Here is a 19,495-nt window from a genome sequence, read left to right as displayed (position 1 = left end):
TCCCCGTGCCGCCGATCCTGTCTGATTTATCGTCAGACCGGTCGGCAGCGCGGGGTTTCTGTCTTGAAAGGACAAAACCATGGCAAAGCAGCTTGCGTTCAACGACGCTGCCCGCCGGTCTCTTGAAGCCGGCATCGACAAGCTCGCCAACACGGTCAAGGTGACGCTTGGTCCCCGCGGCCGCAACGTCGTGCTGGACAAAAAGTGGGGCGCCCCCACCATCACCAACGACGGCGTCACCATCGCCCGTGAAGTGGAACTGGACGACCCCTACGAAAACCTTGGCGCCCAGCTGGCCAAGGAAGTAGCCACCAAGACCAACGACGTCGCCGGCGACGGCACCACCACCGCCACCGTGCTCGCACAGGCCCTGGTCAAGGAAGGCCTGCGCAACGTTGCTGCAGGAGCCGCTCCGGGCCAGATCAAGCGCGGCATCGAGGTTTCCGTTGAAGCCGTTGCAGCCCGCCTGCTCGAGAACGCCCGTCCCGTCGAGGGCACCCAGGTGGCCAACGTGGCAGCCATCTCCGCGCAGAGCGACGAGGTCGGCGAGCTGCTGGCCGAAGCGTTCGGCAAGGTCGGCAAGGATGGTGTGATCACCATCGAGGAGTCCTCCACGACGCAGACCGAGCTGGTCCTCACCGAGGGCATGCAGTTCGACAAGGGCTACCTGTCCCCGTACTTCGTCACCGACGCGGAGCGCCAGGAGGCCGTCCTCGAGGACGCCCTGATCCTGATCAACCAGGGCAAGATCTCGGCTGTCCAGGAATTCCTGCCGCTGCTGGAAAAGGCGCTGCAGAGCTCCAAGCCGCTGTTCATCATTGCCGAGGACATCGACGGCGAGGCACTGTCCACGCTGATCGTCAACCGCATCCGCGGCACCCTGAACGTCGTTGCCGTCAAGGCTCCGGGCTTCGGTGACCGCCGCAAGGCCATGCTCCAGGACATCGCCACCCTCACCGGTGCACAGGTTGTCTCCCCGGAGCTGGGCCTGAGCCTGGACACCGTCGGCCTGGAGGTGCTGGGCACCGCCCGCCGCATCACGGTCACCAAGGACAACACCACCATCGTTGACGGCGCCGGTTCGGCCGAGGACGTCGCGGCACGGGTTGCCCAGCTGCGTGCCGAGCTGACCCGCACCGACTCCGACTGGGACAAGGAAAAGCTGCAGGAACGCCTGGCCAAGCTGGCCGGCGGCATCGGCGTGATCAAGGTCGGCGCTGCCACCGAGGTTGAGCTGAAGGAAAAGAAGCACCGCATCGAAGATGCCGTGTCCTCCACCCGCGCCGCCCTCGAAGAAGGCATCGTGGCCGGCGGCGGTTCCGCGCTGATCCACGCCCTGAAGGCACTCGACGAGGACCCCGCTGTCACCGCCCTCGAGGGTGATGCAGCAGCTGCCGTAGGCATCGTCCGCCGCGCGCTGGTCCAGCCGCTGCGCTGGATTGCCCAGAACGCCGGATTCGACGGCTACGTGGTCACGGCCAAGGTTGCCGAGCTCGCAACCAACAACGGCTTCAACGCCAAGTCCGGCGAGTACGAGGACCTGATCGCAGCGGGCGTCATCGACCCCGTCAAGGTCACCCGTGCGGCCCTGCGCAACGCGGCCTCCATCGCCGCGCTGGTTCTCACCACCGAGACCCTCGTTGTCGAAAAGCCGGCCGACGAGGACGAGCACGCAGGCCACAGCCACTAGGCTCCAGCCTTCCTGAACGTCCTAAAGGGGCGGTCCAGCGCTAGCTGGGCCGCTCCTTTTTTCCTGTCCAGCCAGGCGTGCCGGTTTGGCCCTGAAGATCACGAAACGGTAACATGGATGTTTTGTGCCGCCGGTTTTGAGGGGTTTTTTGTGCCAGTAGCGAGAACGATGGGCCCGCGGGGCAACGGGTCACGCCATCATGCCGGTGAGGTTACGCGGTCCGCCCAGGTCAAGGCCAAGCAGGGCTACCGCCCCGAGGTCCAGGGCCTCCGGGCCCTCGCCGTGCTCATGGTGGTCACCTACCATGTCTGGCTGGGACGAGTCTCCGGCGGCGTGGACATCTTCCTGCTGATCTCCGCGTTCCTGCTCACGCTGTCCTTTGTGCGCAAGGTGGAAAACGGCCGGCCGCTGCGCCTGGTGAGCCACTGGCTGCACCTCTTCAAACGGCTGATTCCGGCCGCCGTCGTCATCATCCTCGGAGTCCTGGCGGGCACCTGGCTGGTCATTCCGCAGAGCCGCTGGCCGGACGTCCTCAATGAGGCCTGGGCATCACTGCTTTACCGGCAGAACTGGCTGCTCGCGGACACCGCGGTGGATTACTACGCCCAGGACCACGCGGGCGCCAGTCCGCTGCAGCATTTTTGGTCCCTGTCCATCCAGGGCCAGGTGTTCATTCTGTGGCCGCTCATCTTCGCCGCGGCCGCCCTCGTGTGGCGGCTGCTCCGGCGCCGGCGGGACGTCAGTTACCGGCTGGTGCTCCTGGTGGCCTTCACCGGCCTGTTCATCGCCTCCCTCGTCTTCTCCATCGAGCAGACGGCCACGAACCAGGCCTACGCCTACTTCGATACCCGGACCAGGCTCTGGGAATTCGCGCTGGGATCTCTGCTGGCGCTGTCCCTGCCGTACCTGAAGCCCGGCAAGACGGTGCGCGTGATCCTGGGCTGGGCCGGGCTGGCGGCCATGATCTCCTGCGGCCTGGTCCTGACGGTGGACCGGTCCTTCCCAGGCTTCATCGCACTGTGGCCCACGCTTGCTGCCGCGGCAATCATCATCGCGGGGCAAAGCGGCAGCCGGTGCGGCGTGGACCGGGTCCTGAGCTCCAGGCCACTGGTTGCCCTCGGCGACAACTCCTACGCGCTCTACCTCTGGCACTGGCCCATCCTGGTCCTGGCCCTTGCAGGCACCGGAATCGAGAAGCCCAACCTGGTGCAGGGCCTGGCCATCGTGGCTGCGTCCGTGGTCCTTGCCGTGCTCACCACCCGCTTCGTGGAAAAGCCGCTGCGGGAATGGCACTGGCCGCAGTTGCGGGCCTGGCGGACCGCCGTCGTCATCGTTGCCTGCGGCGCGCTGCTGGCCGGGCCGGTTGCCGTCTGGCAGACCAGGCTGACGGCGGACGAAGCGGCTGCCGCGGCGCAGCCGCGCGAACTGACGCCGGGTGCAGCCGCCTTGGCGCCTGAAAATGCCGGCAAGCCCACACCGGAAGCCACGGTGATTCCGGCCCCCGCGGCCATGAAAAACGAATGGGCCGACATCGACGGCCTGTGCACGGACGGCAATGTCCCCACCGACCCGCTTCTCTCGGGATGCCTTCAGAACAGCAGGCCGGAGCATGTGAAGAAGCGGATCGTGGTGCTGGGGGACTCCCACGCCCAGCAGTACATGGCCGCGCTGGGGCCGATCGCGCGGGACCACGGCTGGGAAGTGGTCACCCTGCTGAAGGGGAACTGCCGGTTCGGCGCGGAATCGCCGGAGCGCGATGCCGAGTGCAACGCGTTCAACCGTGCCAGTGCCGCCTATGTGATGGAGCACAGGCCCGACGCCGTGTTCACGGTGGCGTCGCTGACCCACAAGGAGGCGCCTTTCGAAACCGAAGTGCCCGGCTACGTGGACGGCATCAAGCCCTTCACGGACGCCGGGATGGACGTGGTGGGCATCCGGGACAACCCCCGCTTCGCCGTCAACATGCCGGAATGCGTCCAGAAGTTCGGCGCCGAAGCACCGGAGTGCAACGCCCCGCTCGCCGAGTCCCTCGCGGCGTCGTCACCGCTGGACGCCTACCGGGGCAAGGTGGACGGGCTTCACCTGATGGACATGAGCGACTTCATCTGCGCCGGCGGGACATGCCCTGCGGTGGTGGGCAACGTCTACGTCTACAAGGATGACAACCACCTCACCAAGACGTACGTGCAGTCCATGATCCCGATGTTCGAGAAGCGGCTGCTCGCCGCAACCGGCTGGAAATAGCCGGTTCTGTGCCACGGCGTGTGCCGCGGGTGTGTGCCACGGTTCTGTGCCACGGGCGGATGCCGCCGCCGCGTGCCATTGCTCACAAAGCCGTTCCGGAATATGGGGATCGCCGCGGAGGTTCTAGAATTTATTCAATACTTCTGCACAGGCCAGTCCCGTAATGACGGGCTGGTCATCGGTTGCAACCCCTACCCGTGACCCCACAACCAAGGTAAGAGGCGCACTCATGACCCAGCCCGAACACGATCCGTTCGGTTTCATCGGCCTGACCTACGACGACGTCCTGCTGCTTCCCGGCCACACCGACGTCATCCCGTCCGACGCCGACACGTCATCCCGGATCTCCAAGCGGATCACGGTGCAGACGCCGCTGCTGTCAGCCGCGATGGACACCGTCACGGAGTCCCGCATGGCCATCGCCATGGCCCGCCAGGGCGGCCTGGGCGTGGTGCACCGCAACCTGTCCATCGACGACCAGGCCGACCAGGTGGACCGCGTCAAGCGCAGCGAGTCGGGCATGATCACCAACCCGCTGACCATCCGCCCCGAGGCCACGCTGCAGGAGCTCGACGAGCTCTGCTCCCAGTACCGCGTTTCCGGCCTGCCGGTGGTCGACGACGGCAACCGCCTTCTCGGCATTGTCACCAACCGCGACACCCGCTTCGTGCCCGAATCGGACTTCCCGATCCGCCTGGTCAGCGACGTCATGACGAAGATGCCGCTGGTCACCGGCCACGTGGGCATCAGCCGCGATGAGGCCTCGCACAAACTGGCCACCAACAAGATCGAGAAGCTGCCGCTCGTTGACGAGCAGGGCCGCCTCAAGGGCCTCATCACCACCAAGGACTTCACCAAGGCCGAGCAGTACCCGCTGGCCACGAAGGATGACGAAGGCCGGCTGCGCGTCGGTGCGGCCATCGGCTTCTTCGGTGACGGCTGGGAACGCGCCATGAAGCTCGTTGACGCCGGGGTGGACGCCCTCTTCGTCGACACCGCCAACGGCCACTCCCAGGGCGTGCTGGACATGATCCGCCGCCTCAAGTCGGACCCGGTCGCGGCGCACGTGGATATCATCGGCGGCCAGGCCGCCACCCGCGAAGGCGCACAGGCGCTCATCGACGCCGGAGCCGACGGCATCAAGGTGGGCGTTGGCCCGGGCTCCATCTGCACCACCCGTGTGGTGGCCGGCGTGGGCGTGCCCCAGATCACCGCGATCTACGAGTCCGCCAAGGCGGCCATCCCGGCCGGCGTTCCGCTGATCGCCGACGGCGGCCTGCAGTACTCGGGCGACATCGGCAAGGCGCTGGTCGCCGGTGCCGACACCGTGATGCTCGGCTCCCTGCTGGCCGGCTGCGACGAGTCCCCGGGCGAGCTGATCTTCGTCAACGGCAAGCAGTTCAAGAGCTACCGCGGCATGGGCTCGCTGGGCGCGATGCAGTCCCGCGGCAAGAACACCTCGTACTCCAAGGACCGCTACTTCCAGGCTGACGTCTCCGGTGACGACAAGCTCATCCCCGAGGGCATCGAAGGCCGCGTGGCCTACCGCGGGCCCCTGGCCTCCGTCGCCTACCAGCTCGTGGGGGGACTCCGCCAGACCATGTTCTACGTGGGCTCCCCGTCCATCCCCGAGCTGAAGGCGCGCGGCAAGTTCGTCCGGATCACCCCGGCCGGCCTGAAGGAATCCCACCCGCACGACATCCAGATGACCGTCGAGGCACCGAACTACGGCTCGCGCTGACCCAACGACCGGTGGTTGAGCCTGTCGAAACCTGGATGTCGACGAGCTCAATCACCGGCGGGCTGCCGCTGGTTGAGCTTGTCGAAACCAACCGCTGGTTGAGCTTGTCGAAACCTGGATTGTCAGTACTTTGTCCGGAGTTGCTTGCACCAGATTCACTGGTTATCCGTCCGCCTGATCTCTACTGCTGGGACGGGGTTGCGATGGTGGCGTCGGGGAAGGTGTTGATCGCTGGACGAAAATTAGGACAGGTTCACCGGACTTCAGATCAACGCTTCTTCCATATTGCGGAATGGTATATAGGATCTTCCATCCTTGAACGCCTGCACTGACGTCCAGTTCTTTTCCGTTGCCATAGCCACTGCCTGGACCCTGATATTCCAGCACGCGGTATTTGAGTCCCCGTTCCTCCAGAAGCCTGACTCCGCCTTCGCCATCCAAGTCCCCCCACATGCCAGGGACGTATCCTGGGTCGATGGTAAAGGGTGTCGGAGCGGCCGTCTGAATGGATGATGGTGTTTCGGTCCGTGACGTCAACTGCGGGTCAGGATCTGCATAAGTGCAGCTGCTCAGGCTAACGGCCAAGACGAGCGAAGCTATGCAAGGCGTCGGCGTCCGCACTTTTCAACCTCTAACCGTGATCGTGCCTTCGATTGAACATGAGTTATGAAAACCTACGCCTTTCACAACAATGAGTACATATGTACGTGTGGGGGTCAGGTATTCGGGCCGGACAAGCCGGTGCAGACGGCTTCGGAAACTGACATGGATTTCGACGGGCTCAAACACCGGTTCGGCAGGCTCAATCACCGGCGGGGTGCCGGACTAGGCTGATGCCATGTCCGCACCACGCCATCCGGCAGAACTGAACCCCAAACGGGACGCACATCGCAAGCTTGCGGTGAGGCCGTACGCCCGCGCGGTGGCGCAGGTACTGCGCGTCAGTTTCCGGGCCTCCCCGGCGGCGGTGATCATGAAGGTCGCCGGCTCACTGATTTCGGCGGTGCTGCCCCTCGTCACGACGTACTTCGCAGCCCTGACCACCACGGCCCTGGCGGCGGCATACGCCGGCGACGCCGCTGCAGGCCAGCAGGCCGTCGTGTATGTGATTATCACGGCGGCCCTGGGCCTGTTCTGGGGCGGCTTCAGCAGCGTGGACCGCTACATCCAGCAGCTCATGAGTTTCAAGGTGGGCGCGATCGTGGGCGACCTCATGTATGAGCGCTTCCTCGCCCTGGAATTCTGGCGCTACGACGACAAAGAAACCGTGGACCTCTACGACCGCGCCAAGAGGTTCTCAGATTCGTACGCCCGCGTCCTGGACCGGATTGCCGCGATTTTCACGCAGCTGGTCTCTGTGATCCTGGCCGTGGGCGCCCTCCTGCTGGTCAGCTGGTGGATCGCCGTGATCGTCCTGGTCGCCATCGTGCCCAGCGTCTACCTGCAGTTCAAACTCTCCCGCGAGCAGATTGCGCACTGGAACACGCAGGTGGACTCCCGCCGCCAGCGCAGGATGATCGAAACCAACCTGCTGCGCCCGCAGCACATCGCCGAAATGCGGCTGTACGGGATTGTTGGCTACCTCATGGAGCTGCGCTCCCGGCTCCGGGATGCCGACGAGAAGAGGCGGCTGGACTTCCAGAAGCGCTACATCCCGAAGCAGCTGGCGGCGGACGCCCTGCAGTACGGCGCGGAGGTGGTGTCCCTGATCTGGGTGGTCGGCCAGATCATCGCGCGGGCCCAGCCGGTGGGGCAGTTTCTGTACGTGCAGCAGATCGTCAGCCGTGCGCTGTCCACCGCCAACAGCCTCGTCTCCTCGCTGAGCTCCATCGACGAGGACCTCGCCAACCTCAAGGACTATGAGCTGTTCATGGCGCTGCCGGTGCACTCCGACCACTCGCCGCCGCTCCTCGCCGCGCCGGGAACCGTTGAACTGCGCGATATCCGGTTCACCTACACGGGCAGTGAACTGGAGGTCATCAAGGGGATCTCCCTGACGATCAAGGAGGGGCAGCACATCGCGATCGTCGGGGAAAACGGTGCCGGCAAGTCCACCCTGATCAGGATCCTGGCCGGGCTCTACCGGCCCGACTCGGGGCAGGTGCTGCTCGACGGCGTTGACCTCGCCGCCGTCGACGTCACCTCATGGCACCGCCACCTGGCGGTGCTCAGCCAGGAGTTCCTGAAGTACGAATTTGCCACCGCAGCGGAGAACATCTTCTTCGGCGACGTTGACTCTCCCCGCGACGATGCCCGGATCGGCCGGGCCGCGGCGGACGCCGAAGCGCTCGACTTCATCAACAAGCTTCCCAACGGCCTGGACAACCACGTCAGCAACTGGATGGAGGATCCGCGGGGCCGGAAGGGCAGCGGCCTCTCCGGCGGGCAGTGGCAACGGCTGGCCATGGCACGCAACTTCTACCGGAACGCCTCGTTCATGGTGATGGACGAGCCGACCTCCGCGATTGACGCCCTGGCCGAGCACCGCATCTTCACCCGGCTATTCGCGGACCGGAGCAGCACCATCATCGCCATCAGCCACCGCCTTGCCACCATCGAGAAAGCGGACATCGTCTACATGCTGGAGGACGGCCGGCTCGTGGAGCAGGGCACGCACAAGGAACTCGTGGCGCTGCGTGGCCGCTACTTCAGGATGTTCGAATCGCAGCTGGAGCCAGGGAGCCCGCAGCGGTCAAGTAAAGTGGTCACGTGACTTACGAGATTGAGATTGGCCGTGGCAAGCGTGGGCGTCGTGCCTACTCCCTGGATGACATCGCGATCGTCCCCAACCGTCGCACGCGTGACCCCAAGGACGTTTCCGTCTCGTGGCAGATCGATGCCTACCAGTTCGACATGCCGGTCATCGCCGCGCCGATGGACTCCGCCATGTCGCCCGCGACGGCAATCGCTTTGGGCCGGCTCGGCGGGCTGGGAGTCCTGGACCTCGAAGGGCTCTGGACGCGGTACGAAGACCCGCAAGCGGTGCTGGACCAGATCGCCGCGCTCGACGACGAAACGAACAGCCCGGCCGTCACCCGCAAGATGCAGGAGCTCTACCAGGCACCCATCCAGCCGGACCTGATCACGTCCAGGCTCGCTGAAATCCGGGCGGCCGGGGTCACGGTCGCCGGATCCCTGACGCCGCAGCGCACCCAGGAACACTACAAAACCGTGGTGGCGGCCGGCGTCGACATCTTTGTCATCCGCGGCACCACGGTCTCCGCCGAGCATGTGTCAAAGGACCACGAACCGCTGAACCTCAAGCAGTTCATCTACGAACTCGACGTGCCCGTCATCGTCGGCGGTGCCGCCGGCTACACCCCCGCGCTGCACCTCATGCGCACGGGCGCCGCCGGCGTCCTGGTCGGTTTCGGCGGCGGCGCCACCTCCACCACGCGCCGAGCCCTCGGGATCCACTCGCCGATGGCGTCTGCCATTTCCGACGTCACCGCCGCGCGCCGCGACTACATGGACGAATCCGGCGGACGGTACGTGCACGTCATCGCCGACGGCGGCATGGGCGCCTCGGGCGACATCGTCAAGGCGATTGCAATGGGCGCCGACGCCGTCATGCTCGGCACCGCCCTGGCCCGCGCCGACGAGGCACCGGGCAGGGGATGGCACTGGGGCCAGGAGGCCCACCACCTCGAATCGCCCCGCGGCGACCGCGTCAACGTCGGCACGGTAGGGCCCCTGGAGGAAGTCCTTTTCGGCCCCGGCCACCACACCAACGGCACATCGAACCTGATCGGAGCGCTGCGCCGCTCGATGGCGACCACCGGCTACTCGGACCTCAAGGAGTTCCAGCGGGTCGACGTCGTCGTCTCGCCCTACGCGGGAAACTGACCCTGCCGCACTCCTCCCGTGCCCTGCCCATCGGCAGAGGTAGCAAGTAGTCTGGTGAACTACGACGTTCGATGAGGTTGGAGGCGCATCATGACCAGTTTCGCCGGCGGTTCGCCCGCGTCCAGGGGAGCCCTGGGGCCGGAGGCACGGGAAGCTTCGCTCGAGGCCCTCAAGGCCACCACCCAGCCTGGCAAGGAACTCGACATCCTCATCGTCGGCGGCGGAATCGTCGGCTGCGGCGCGGCGCTCGACGCTGTCACGCGGGGGCTCAGCGTCGGCATCGTGGAGGCCAACGACTGGGCGGCGGGCACCTCGTCCCGCTCCTCCAAGCTCATTCACGGCGGGCTCCGGTACCTGGAGATGCTGGACTTTGGGCTGGTCAAAGAGGCGCTGCAGGAACGCGGGCTGCTCCTGTCGGAGCTGGCACCGCACCTCGCCCGCCCGGTGCCGTTCCTCTATCCGCTGACCAGGCCGTTCTTCGAGCGGCCATACATCGGCGCGGGCATTGCCCTCTACGACGCCATGTCCATCTCCGGCGGCCACAAGCGCGGAGTCCCGTTCCACAAGCACCTGACGCGGCGCGGCACCCTGCGGGCGGCGCCCAGCCTCAAGGACGACGCCTTCGTGGGCTCCATCCGGTACTACGACGGGCAGGTGGACGACGCCAGGTATGTGGCCAACCTCGTCCGCACCGCCGCCCACTACGGCGCCCACGCCGTCAACCAGATGGCCGTCGTCGACTTCCTCCGCGAAGGCGAACGCGTCGTCGGCGCCAAGGTGGTCAACCATGAAGACGGCTCCAGCTTCAAGGTCCGGGCCAAGCAGGTCATTAACGCCACCGGCGTCTGGACGGACGAAACCCAGGCCATGGTCACCGAGCGCGGCCAGCTCAAGGTCCGCGCGTCCAAGGGCATCCACCTGGTGGTTCCGCGGGACCGCTTCCAGTCAACCGTCGGCCTCATCCTGCGCACGGAGAAGTCCGTGCTGTTCGTCATCCCGTGGGGGCGGCACTGGATCATCGGCACCACGGATACCGACTGGCACCTGGACAAGGCCCACCCTGCGGCGTCCAGCAAGGACATCGACTACCTGCTCGAGCACGTCAATTCCGTCCTCAAGCGCCCCCTGACCCGCGAGGACGTGGAGGGCGTCTACGCGGGCCTCAGGCCGCTGCTGGCAGGGGAGAACGACTCCACAGCCAAGCTGTCCCGCGAACACGTGGTGGCCCATCCGGTGCCCGGTCTCGTCGTGGTGGCCGGCGGCAAGTGGACCACCTACCGGGTCATGGCCAAGGACGCCGTGGACGAGGCCACGCGGAGCATGGACGAACGCGTGCCGCCGAGCTGCACGGAAACCATCCCGCTCCTGGGCGCCAGCGGATTCAAGGCGGCGTGGAACCGCCGCAACAGGACCGCCGAGGAGACCGGCGTGCATGTGGCGCGGGTGGAGCACCTGCTCAACCGGTACGGGGCCATGACGCCGGAAGTGCTGGCAATCATTCACGACAACCCGGAACTCGCGGAGCCCTTGCCCGGAGCCGACGACTACCTGCAGGCCGAGGCGGTCTACGCGGCAAGCCACGAAGGTGCCCGGCATGTGCAGGACGTGCTGACCCGACGGACCCGCATTTCCATCGAGTCCTGGGACCGTGGTGTTTCCGCCGCGCCGGTAGTCGCTAAACTTATGGGAGAAATTCTTGGCTGGAGCGATGCGCAGCGGGAAAGCGAAATCAAGCACTACCTTGCGCGGGTGGAAGCCGAAAGACTCAGCCAGCAGCAGCCGGACGATGAATCGGCCGACGCCGCACGCCTGGGCGTCGAGGACATCGTGCCGCTGCGCTGAGATCGCCATCCGCCGCGCAAGTGGCCCAAGCCACACTGAAGGGACACCACTTGGCGGAAGCACTGGACCGTTACGACGCTGAGCTCACCACACCGGACATGGTGATTCTGGAGATGGACGCCACGGACAAGCTGGATGCGTCAAAGCAGCTTGCCCGCAAACTTTACGACGCCGGCCGGATCTCCGACCTTGACGGGTTCCTGGAGCACGTCAACGCCCGTGAGCACCAGCTCGCCACCGGGCTGCCCGGGGGAGTAGGCCTGCCCCACGCCCGCAGCGAGTTCGTGTCGCGGACGTCCATCGCCGTCGGCATTGCCAAGTACGGAAAGGCCCTCGACTTCGGCGCCGCCGACGGCCCGGCCAACGTGGTGCTGCTCATTGCCACGCCCGCGAGCTCGTTCTCCGACCACCTGGAAGTGCTGGCCACCCTCGCGAGGTCCCTCTCCAAGGAATCGTTCCGCGACTCGCTGCGCAGGGCCTACGACGCCGAAGTGATCGCAGAGCTGATCAACTCGAGCCTGGTGTTCTTCGACCACTAAGATTGGGGCAGGCCCTTCGTGTCGACTCCGTCGCCACGTAGGGACCCTGCTGCCCCACTCTAGGGCCGCCATCAGCCGTTTCGTTGTTCTACACGGAGACGAAGTACGGTTAAGGGGTGTGGAAAACAGCCCTTCAGCCCCGGTGGATCGCAGGCCTGGTCTTTGCGATCGTCGTCTCCGGTGTCTTTGTGCTGCTCAGCCAGTGGCAGTTCGGCCGATCCACGCAGCCCGAGGTGCCGGTCAGTCCGACCACTGAGGAAGTCAAGGACCTCACGGGGCTGCTGCAGCCCGGTGAATTCTTCCGCGGCTCCGTCGCCGACCAGATGGTCACCGCCACGGGCAGCTACGACGCCGCCAAACAGGTGATCATTCCGGGCCGGCTCAACAGCGGGAAGACGGGCTACTGGGTGGTGTCGGCCTTCGCCGTCGACGGCGCCCCCGCGCTCAAGGGCGCGGCAGTTTCCCCGAAAACCTGGATCCCGGTGGCGCGCGGGTGGGTTGCCGACCCCGCTGACGCCGAGGATCCGCCGTCGGGCACCATCCGCCTGACCGGACGGCTCCTGCCGTCCGAGGCGCCCGTGCCGGGCACGGCGCCCGCTCCGGGACAGGCCTCCGCCGTCTCGGTGGCCGAGCTCATCAACGTCTGGAACGTCAGCAGCTACCCTGCCTTTGTTTCCGCCACAACCGAGATTTCCGGAACGTCCGACGTCGGTGCTGCCGCCGCTGTTGGGGGCCTGGAACCGCTCAACATCGGCGCCCAGCCTCCGCCGGCCAAGGTCAACTGGCTCAACCTTTTCTATTCCGTGGAATGGATTGTCTTCGCGGGTTTCGCCCTCTTCGTCTGGTGGCGGCTGGTCAAGGACGATTACCAGCGGAGCCTCGAGGAGCATGAGGACAGCGGCCATGCCGGACCGGAACCCACCCAACCAAACGAGATCCAACAAAAGGTACAGCCATGATTGAACCCAAGCCTGCCGTCCAGCCGCAGCCGTCGAACTCAGCGGGAGCGAAGAAGCGGCGCTTCGGCGGCACGCAGGCGCAGATCCGCTCTGCCCTGAAGTTTTACAAGGTCATGGCCTACCTCACCGGCGCCATGCTGCTGCTGCTCTGCGCGGAGCTGGTGGCACGCTACGGCTTTGGCCAGTACCTGTTCGCCGGCGGAACCAACGCCGTGACCGGCCAGCCGTTCGGATTCGGGTTCGCCGACGCCGAACCCAAAGGCGTGCTCGGCGGCGTGAACCTGTCCGTGGCAGTGCTGATCGTCCACGGCTGGATGTACGTCGTATACCTCATCTCCAACTTCCGGCTGTGGACGCTGATGCGCTGGCCGTTCGTCAAGATGATCCTGCTGGCGCTCGGCGGCGTGGTGCCCTTCCTGTCCTTCATCGTGGAGAAGAAGTTCCACGCCGAGGTGGAAGCCGAACTCGCAGCAAACCCGGAAGCGGCGAGCCGCTACTAGGCACTTGACGTTTAGTGCGTCACAGCAGGGCCCCTCAAGGTGCGTCGGGGCAACGGCGCAAAGTAGTCTAGGACGGTGACTACTCCCACTGCATCCCAGACTTCCCAGAAGCCGGTGCTGGTTGTTGACTACGGTGCCCAGTACGCGCAGCTGATTGCCCGCCGCGTCCGGGAAGCGAATGTGTATTCGGAAGTGGTTCCGCATACCTACACCACCGAGCAGCTCCTGGCCAAGAACCCCGCCGCCATCATCCTTTCCGGCGGACCCTCCAGCGTCTACGCGGACGGCGCTCCGAGCGTCGGCGCCGACCTCTTTGAGGCAGGTGTCCCGGTCTTCGGCATCTGCTATGGCTTCCAGGCGATGGCTAACGCGCTGGGCGGAAAGGTGGCCCAGACCGGGCTGCGCGAGTACGGCTCCACCGAGGCCACCGCCGTGGGTGGTGCCCGCTCCATCCTGTCCGGTGTTCCCGAACTGCAGAACACCTGGATGAGCCACGGTGACTCCGTCCAGGAGGCGCCGGACGGCTTCGATGTCCTCGCCACGACGGCGGGTGCCCCGGTGGCTGCCTTCGCCAACGAGGAAAAGTGCCTGTACGGCGTGCAGTGGCACCCGGAGGTCAAGCACTCCGCCTACGGCCAGCAGGTCCTGGAGAACTTCCTGTTCAAGGGCGCCAAGCTGGAACCGAACTGGACCACGGGCAACATCCTCGAGGAGCAGGTCGACCGGATCCGCAAGCAGATCGGCAGCGACCGGGTCATCTGCGGCCTGTCCGGCGGCGTGGACTCCGCCGTCGCCGCCGCGCTGGTCCAGCGCGCCGTCGGGGACCAGCTGACCTGTGTCTTCGTGGACCACGGACTGCTGCGCGAAGGCGAGGCCGAACAGGTCGAGCGCGACTTCGTCGCCGCCACCGGCGTCAAGCTCTACGTGGCCAACGAGCAGGAGCGCTTCCAGGCCGCCCTTGCCGGAGTCAGCGACCCCGAGACCAAGCGCAAGATCATCGGCCGCGAATTCATCCGCGCGTTCGAAGAGGCCGAGCTGGCCATCATCGCCGAGGCCGCGGCCCACGGCGAGAAGATCAAGTTCCTGGTCCAGGGCACCCTGTACCCGGACGTCGTCGAATCAGGCGGCGGCGAGGGTGCTGCGAACATCAAGAGCCACCACAACGTGGGCGGCCTGCCGGAGGACCTGCAGTTTGAGCTGGTCGAGCCGCTGCGTGCCCTGTTCAAGGACGAGGTGCGCGCCGTCGGCGCCCAGCTCGGACTGCCGCACGAGATCGTGGGCCGCCAGCCGTTCCCCGGCCCCGGCCTCGGAATCCGGATCGTCGGCGAGGTCACCAAGGAGCGCCTGGACCTGCTGCGCAAGGCAGACGCCATCGCCCGCGCCGAGCTGACCGCCGCCGGCCTCGACAACGACGTCTGGCAGATGCCCGTCGTACTGCTCGCGGACGTCCGCAGCGTGGGCGTCCAGGGTGACGGCCGGACCTACGGCCACCCGATCGTGCTGCGCCCCGTCTCCTCCGAGGACGCGATGACGGCAGACTGGTCCCGCCTCCCGTACGACCTGCTGGCGCGGATCTCGAACCGCATCACGAACGAAGTCGACGGCGTCAACCGGGTGGTGCTGGACGTCACCAGCAAGCCGCCGGGAACCATCGAGTGGGAATAGCAGTATGAGTGGCCGGTCTCCGACAGGAGGCCGGCCACTCCGCTTTAAAGCCGCGGCGGCATCTCCCGGGCCTGGCGTCGGGTGAAATGCGCCGCAACTTAGCCCGTTCCAGTGTTGCGGTCTCTCACGGGCGGCCGTTTCCGGCTACGCTCGAAAGTATGCCCGTATGGTCCATGGCGTCACGTGCAAGCGCAGAAAAGAAGGCAGCAGTGTCAGTTGGTCAGGTCGACCCCGATGGTTCGGAGGAGCTCAAAAAGTGGCTGTCCGCGCTTAAGCCCGTCACCGGGGCGGACACAATGCTGCGCTTCACGAAAACGCCTGAAGGTTCCATCGACCTGACGCACGCGCACCCCTCCGGCCTTGCCCAGCTCATGGCAGGACGCCGCACACGGCTGTCCACGCTCATCCGGGACCACCAGCAGTACGTCGTGGCCGCCCGCGCGTCGCGGAACCTTCGCTCCAAGATTTTCGAACTGGCCAACGACCGCGGCATCGAAGCCGGGTACCTGTCTGCGGGCACCGTGGTGTGGACATCCGCCGTCGGCGGTAAGCCGCAGCGCGTCTCCGCGCCGGTCATGCTGACCGCCATCTCCCTGACCATCAGGCCCGGGGAAGATGACTACGAACTTCAGCTCACGGAGCAGGCCCACATCAACCCTGCGCTCATCCGCCACCTGAAGACCGTGCACGGCATCGTGTTCGACGTCAACGCGGTCACCAGGATGGCCTACAGCACGGCACGCTTCGATCCGCAGCCGGTGCTGGACAGGCTTAGCACCCTCGTCAAGCCCATCCACGGCGCGGAGGTGGAGTACAACCTGCTGGTGTCCACGTTTGCGGACCTCGCGGGCAACCTGGACGACCCCTGGATCAACGAGCAGAATGCCGTCGTGGCCTCGCTGGCCCGGGCCGCAGCCGGCGAGGTGAAGGACGTCCCTGCCCTGGAGCCCGGGCGTTTCCCGAGCGTGGACGAGCGGAGTCCCGCCGACGAGCTGCTGCTGCTCGACGCCGACGCGGACCAGCAGTACGTGATCGACGCTGTGCGGGCAGGGGAGTCGCTGCTGGTCAGCAGCCCGCCCGGCACCGGCCAGACCCAGACCGCCATTAATACCATCGGCGCGCTGGTGGATGAAGGCAAAACCGTCCTCGTGGTGGGGGACCGGCGCGCCAGCCTCAACGAAGTGGCGGCGAAGTTCGAAGGCCTCGGCCTGGAGTCCATCCTGTTCCAGCTCTCAGGCAGCGCAACGCCCCAGCAGCTCAAGGGGCAGCTGGTCCGGGCCATCGTGAGGAACGAGAAGTCGGCCGAGCCGCGCCTGGGCACCCTGCACCGGACCCTCACGGAGCACCGCCACGCCCTGATGGACCACGTGGCGTCACTGCACAACGTCCGTGAGCGGTGGGGCTGCTCGCCCTACCAGGCGATGCAGTCCCTCGCGGAGCTGACGTCCATCCAGCCCGCCCCCGCCACCACCGTGAGGCTGAAACGCAGCGTGCTGGACAACATCCGGGACCGCGAGGAACTCGCCGGCAGGCTGAAGCGCGCCGCGGAACTCGGCAGCTTCAGCAAGGCCTCGACGTCGAGCCCCTGGCACGGCGCCCGCCTCGTGACGCGCAAGGAGACCGAGGAGGCGCAGGACCTCGCGCGCTCGGTGGAGAAAAAACTGCCGGTGCTGCATGGCCGCATGAAGGACGTCGCGGACCACGCCGAGATCCGGCTCGGCATGAACTTTGCCGAGTGGGGCTCCCAGCTCAGGCTGCTCGTGGCCGTCCGGGAAAGCCTGGACAAGTTCACCCCGGACATCTTCGACCGGCCTGTCCACGACCTCATCTCGGCCACCGCGTCCTCGGCCTGGCGTCGGGAACGTGGCGTGGACATGCCCTCCATGCAGCGGTCGCGCCTGCGGCGGGTGGCCAAGGAATACGTCCGCCCGGGCGTGCACATCTCCGACCTTCACAGCTCGCTGGTGCTGGTCCAGGAGCAGCGTGCGCTGTGGTCGGACTATGCCACGACGCAGCGGCATCCGGCGGTGCCGTCCGGCCTGGCCGAGATCAGCATCATGTACCGCGGGCTCACCCGGGAACTCAAGCAGCTCGGGGACGCGCTGCGGCACACGGCGGCCGGCGGCGCACTCGAAAAGACCGCCTATCCGGAACTGATGGAGCGGCTGGAGCGGCTCGTGGCCGACTCCCAGACGCTCAAGACGCTTCCGGAGCGCACGCTCCTCATCGAGAACATGCGCGAGCATGGCCTGGGCGAACTGCTCGCTGACCTGTCCGAGCGGGAGGTTCCGGCCGAGTCCGTCGCCGCCGAGCTTGACCTGGCCTGGTGGCAGTCCGCGCTCGAAGCGATGATCAGCGGAGACGACTACCTCGCGATGTCCGACGGCGACGCCCTGCGCCAGCTCGAAGCCGAGTACCGGCTCGCAGACAACGCACACATCGCCAGCGGCGCGGGCCGTCTGCGGTGGCAGCTGGCCGAGCGCTGGCGCGCCGGGATCGCGGCGAACCCGCGCCAGGCGGACCTCCTCCGGAGCCTGCTCAAGGACGGGCGGGTCACCCTTGCGGCGCTGACAGCCCAGGCTCCTGCGCTGGTCCCGATGCTGGTGCCGGTCTGGTCCGTGAGCCCCTACCTCATGACCGGGCTCCTCCCGGCCGAGCAGAAGTTCGACGCCGTGGTGATTCTCGACGCCGAGGCGACGTCGCTCCAGGCTGTCCTGCCCGCCGTGGCCCGCGCCAAACAGGTCATTGCCTTCGGTGATGACAAAATCGCCAGCCCCCGCACCTTCACGGTGGCGGTGGAACGGCTTGCCGCCGGCGAACCGACGCACCAGAGCGTGGAGAGCGCCTACAGCGCCCTGGCGGCGGTCCTTCCGACGTGGCGGCTGCATTCCGTCTACCGCGCCGTGGACGAAGACCTGGTGCTGCAGCTGAGCAAGGGCTTTTACGACGGCGGCCTCCGCCGCCTGCCCGAGGGCCAGTCCGCGACGGGCCTGGACCGTGCCCTGCTGGTGGAGTACCTGCCTGACGGCACCGGACTGCCAAGCGCCGGCGACGAAGGGGTGGAGTCGGTGGTGGCCGAGGTCAACCGGGTCGTGGAGCTGGTGTTCGAGCACGCCCGCCATCGTCCGCGCACCTCCCTGGCTGTCGTCACCGCCAGCCTGCGGCATGCCGCGAGGATCGGCGAGGCCATCCGCCTCCAGCTCCCCAACTATCCGATGCTTTCCGGATTCTTCAGTGCCGGCGAGGAATCGTTCCGCGTGGTGGATCTGGAACGTGCCCAGGGGCTGGTCCGCGACCACGTCATTTTCTCTCCCGGCTATGGCAGGACGCCCCATGGACGGGCACTGCATAACTTTGGTCCGCTCTCCGTCGAGGGAGGCCGCGCCAAGTTCGCCCTGGCCATGACGCGTGCCCGGGAGTCCCTGCATGTGCTGACGTGCTTCAAGCCGGAGGACTTGGACAGGACCCGGCTGGCCCACGGTGCCGTGGACCTGTACGAGCTGCTGGACCGCGAGATTTCCGGCAACACCGACCTCGGCACGCCGGCTTCCCGGGCCGCGGCAAGCGAGCAGGCGCTGGGTGCGGATCCCCTCGTGGCCGACCTGGGAGAACGGCTTCGGGCCCGCGGGGCACGCGTCTGGCACCAGTACGACGGCGTCATTGACGTCGTGGCCGCGGCCGACCCCTTGAGCACGATGGGCCAGGACGAGGCCGAGATCCCGCGGCCGGTGGCCATTGAGTCGGACGGAACCGAACAGTACCGCCAGATGACCGTCCGCGAACGCAGCAGGCTCCGCCCGCAGCTGCTCGAGCGTCTGGGCTGGCGCTATATGCCGCTGTGGACGATCGAGGTGTTCACGGATCCTTCGGCCTGCGCCGACCGGATCGGCGGCTACCTCGGACTCGAGAAGCCGGTGCGCCCGGCCCGGGCTGTGGCCTCACCGGGCTTCTTCGACGAGGATGTCACGGCCCTGGACGACGACTCCTACGCGCCGGCGGCGGACGAGGAAGACCAGGTACAGGAGTTCCAGGGCCAGGAGTTCCAGGGGCAAGAGTTCCAAGGGCGCGAGGATGAGGTGCAGGAGTTCCAGGACGAGGTGCTGGAGGACCAGGTCTTGTTGGAAGACCAGGACGACCGGCAGCGTCGTGACGAGTCCGACGGGAACCTCGACAACGGCGGCGGGAACGATTACGACGGCGGTGTACCGGACAGGAAGGAAAACGCGCAGTGAGCCCCGAATCAACAGACCATGATTCCCGCACAGGCCCGGCGGCTTCTGCCCCACGGGCCAAGTCTCCGGACCCGGCCAAGACCCCAGGTCCGCTGAAATCTGGCGGTGTGGTGCCCAACAAGGCCTCCGAGGACGACCCCCGGGCCTGGGGCGACGCAGAATCCGATAACGACCACGACGCCTGGCTCAAGGAGCAGAAGCCCCCGCACTGGGGTTAGCCCGCACTGGGATTAGCCG

General features: G+C 66.5%; 13 protein-coding genes. All 13 read left to right on the top strand.

Going from position 1 to position 19,495, the window contains the following annotated elements; genetic code table 11:
- Window positions 1-79 precede the first annotated feature (79 nt).
- The 13 genes from groL to JYA52_RS22025 all read left to right on the top strand — a co-directional run bounded on the left by groL (window position 80) and on the right by JYA52_RS22025 (window position 19,476).
- Window positions 80-1,690 carry a chaperonin GroEL gene (groL, locus tag JYA52_RS22085; protein WP_205655516.1) on the top strand — a complete coding sequence of 537 codons (1,611 nt, stop codon included), beginning with the start codon at window positions 80-82 and terminating at the stop codon, window positions 1,688-1,690.
- Window positions 1,691-1,858: 168 nt separating this feature from the next.
- Entirely contained in the window at window positions 1,859-3,934 is a 2,076-nt protein-coding gene (locus JYA52_RS22080; RefSeq protein ID WP_205655553.1) for an acyltransferase family protein, read from the top strand.
- Between the two features lie 229 nt (window positions 3,935-4,163).
- Window positions 4,164-5,675: an IMP dehydrogenase gene (gene guaB, locus JYA52_RS22075; protein ID WP_205655515.1), complete on the top strand. Its 1,512-nt coding sequence runs from the start codon at window positions 4,164-4,166 to the stop codon at window positions 5,673-5,675.
- An 11-nt stretch (window positions 5,676-5,686) separates the two neighbouring features.
- Window positions 5,687-6,007 carry a hypothetical protein gene (locus tag JYA52_RS22070; protein ID WP_205655514.1) on the top strand — a complete coding sequence of 107 codons (321 nt, stop codon included), beginning with the start codon at window positions 5,687-5,689 and terminating at the stop codon, window positions 6,005-6,007.
- A 506-nt stretch (window positions 6,008-6,513) separates the two neighbouring features.
- Window positions 6,514-8,388 carry an ABC transporter ATP-binding protein gene (locus JYA52_RS22065; protein ID WP_205655513.1) on the top strand — a complete coding sequence of 625 codons (1,875 nt, stop codon included), beginning with the start codon at window positions 6,514-6,516 and terminating at the stop codon, window positions 8,386-8,388.
- A complete protein-coding gene (locus JYA52_RS22060) occupies window positions 8,385-9,521 on the top strand; it encodes a GuaB3 family IMP dehydrogenase-related protein (RefSeq protein ID WP_205655512.1) in 1,137 nt (378 codons plus the stop codon). The genes JYA52_RS22065 and JYA52_RS22060 overlap by 4 nt, the downstream gene beginning before the upstream one ends.
- A gap of 90 nt (window positions 9,522-9,611) precedes the next feature.
- Window positions 9,612-11,363 carry a glycerol-3-phosphate dehydrogenase/oxidase gene (locus JYA52_RS22055; protein ID WP_205655511.1) on the top strand — a complete coding sequence of 584 codons (1,752 nt, stop codon included), beginning with the start codon at window positions 9,612-9,614 and terminating at the stop codon, window positions 11,361-11,363.
- Between the two features lie 50 nt (window positions 11,364-11,413).
- Complete coding sequence (locus JYA52_RS22050; protein ID WP_205655510.1) at window positions 11,414-11,902, top strand: PTS sugar transporter subunit IIA; 489 nt, start codon at window positions 11,414-11,416, stop codon at window positions 11,900-11,902.
- Window positions 11,903-12,018: 116 nt separating this feature from the next.
- Window positions 12,019-12,861 carry an SURF1 family protein gene (locus JYA52_RS22045; RefSeq protein WP_205655509.1) on the top strand — a complete coding sequence of 281 codons (843 nt, stop codon included), beginning with the start codon at window positions 12,019-12,021 and terminating at the stop codon, window positions 12,859-12,861.
- A complete protein-coding gene (locus JYA52_RS22040; RefSeq protein WP_205655508.1) occupies window positions 12,858-13,361 on the top strand; it encodes a DUF3817 domain-containing protein in 504 nt (167 codons plus the stop codon). The genes JYA52_RS22045 and JYA52_RS22040 overlap by 4 nt, the downstream gene beginning before the upstream one ends.
- A gap of 75 nt (window positions 13,362-13,436) precedes the next feature.
- Window positions 13,437-15,026, top strand: coding sequence for a glutamine-hydrolyzing GMP synthase (gene guaA / locus JYA52_RS22035; protein ID WP_205655507.1), 1,590 nt, complete (start codon window positions 13,437-13,439; stop codon window positions 15,024-15,026).
- A 158-nt stretch (window positions 15,027-15,184) separates the two neighbouring features.
- Window positions 15,185-19,258, top strand: a complete 4,074-nt coding sequence (locus JYA52_RS22030) for an AAA family ATPase (protein WP_240460658.1) — start codon at window positions 15,185-15,187, stop codon at window positions 19,256-19,258.
- Window positions 19,255-19,476 carry a hypothetical protein gene (locus JYA52_RS22025; RefSeq protein ID WP_205655506.1) on the top strand — a complete coding sequence of 74 codons (222 nt, stop codon included), beginning with the start codon at window positions 19,255-19,257 and terminating at the stop codon, window positions 19,474-19,476. Before JYA52_RS22030 ends, JYA52_RS22025 begins: the two co-directional genes overlap by 4 nt.
- Window positions 19,477-19,495: the final 19 nt, after the last annotated feature.

It is taken from the genome of Arthrobacter pascens (assembly GCF_017052465.1).
GTDB lineage: Bacteria > Actinomycetota > Actinomycetes > Actinomycetales > Micrococcaceae > Arthrobacter > Arthrobacter pascens.
This window is presented reverse-complemented; position numbering and strand designations above follow the sequence as displayed.

Bases quoted from the DNA above. Each gene is read 5' to 3' on its own strand.
- JYA52_RS22055 (WP_205655511.1), top strand. From the start codon at position 9,612: ATGACCAGTTTCGCCGGCGGTTCGCCCGCGTCCAGGGGAGCCCTGGGG.
- JYA52_RS22030 (WP_240460658.1), top strand. From the start codon at position 15,185: ATGCCCGTATGGTCCATGGCGTCACGTGCAAGCGCAGAAAAGAAGGCA.
- guaB (WP_205655515.1), top strand. From the start codon at position 4,164: ATGACCCAGCCCGAACACGATCCGTTCGGTTTCATCGGCCTGACCTAC.
- JYA52_RS22040 (WP_205655508.1), top strand. From the start codon at position 12,858: ATGATTGAACCCAAGCCTGCCGTCCAGCCGCAGCCGTCGAACTCAGCG.
- JYA52_RS22080 (WP_205655553.1), top strand. From the start codon at position 1,859: ATGGGCCCGCGGGGCAACGGGTCACGCCATCATGCCGGTGAGGTTACG.
- groL (WP_205655516.1), top strand. From the start codon at position 80: ATGGCAAAGCAGCTTGCGTTCAACGACGCTGCCCGCCGGTCTCTTGAA.
- JYA52_RS22065 (WP_205655513.1), top strand. From the start codon at position 6,514: ATGTCCGCACCACGCCATCCGGCAGAACTGAACCCCAAACGGGACGCA.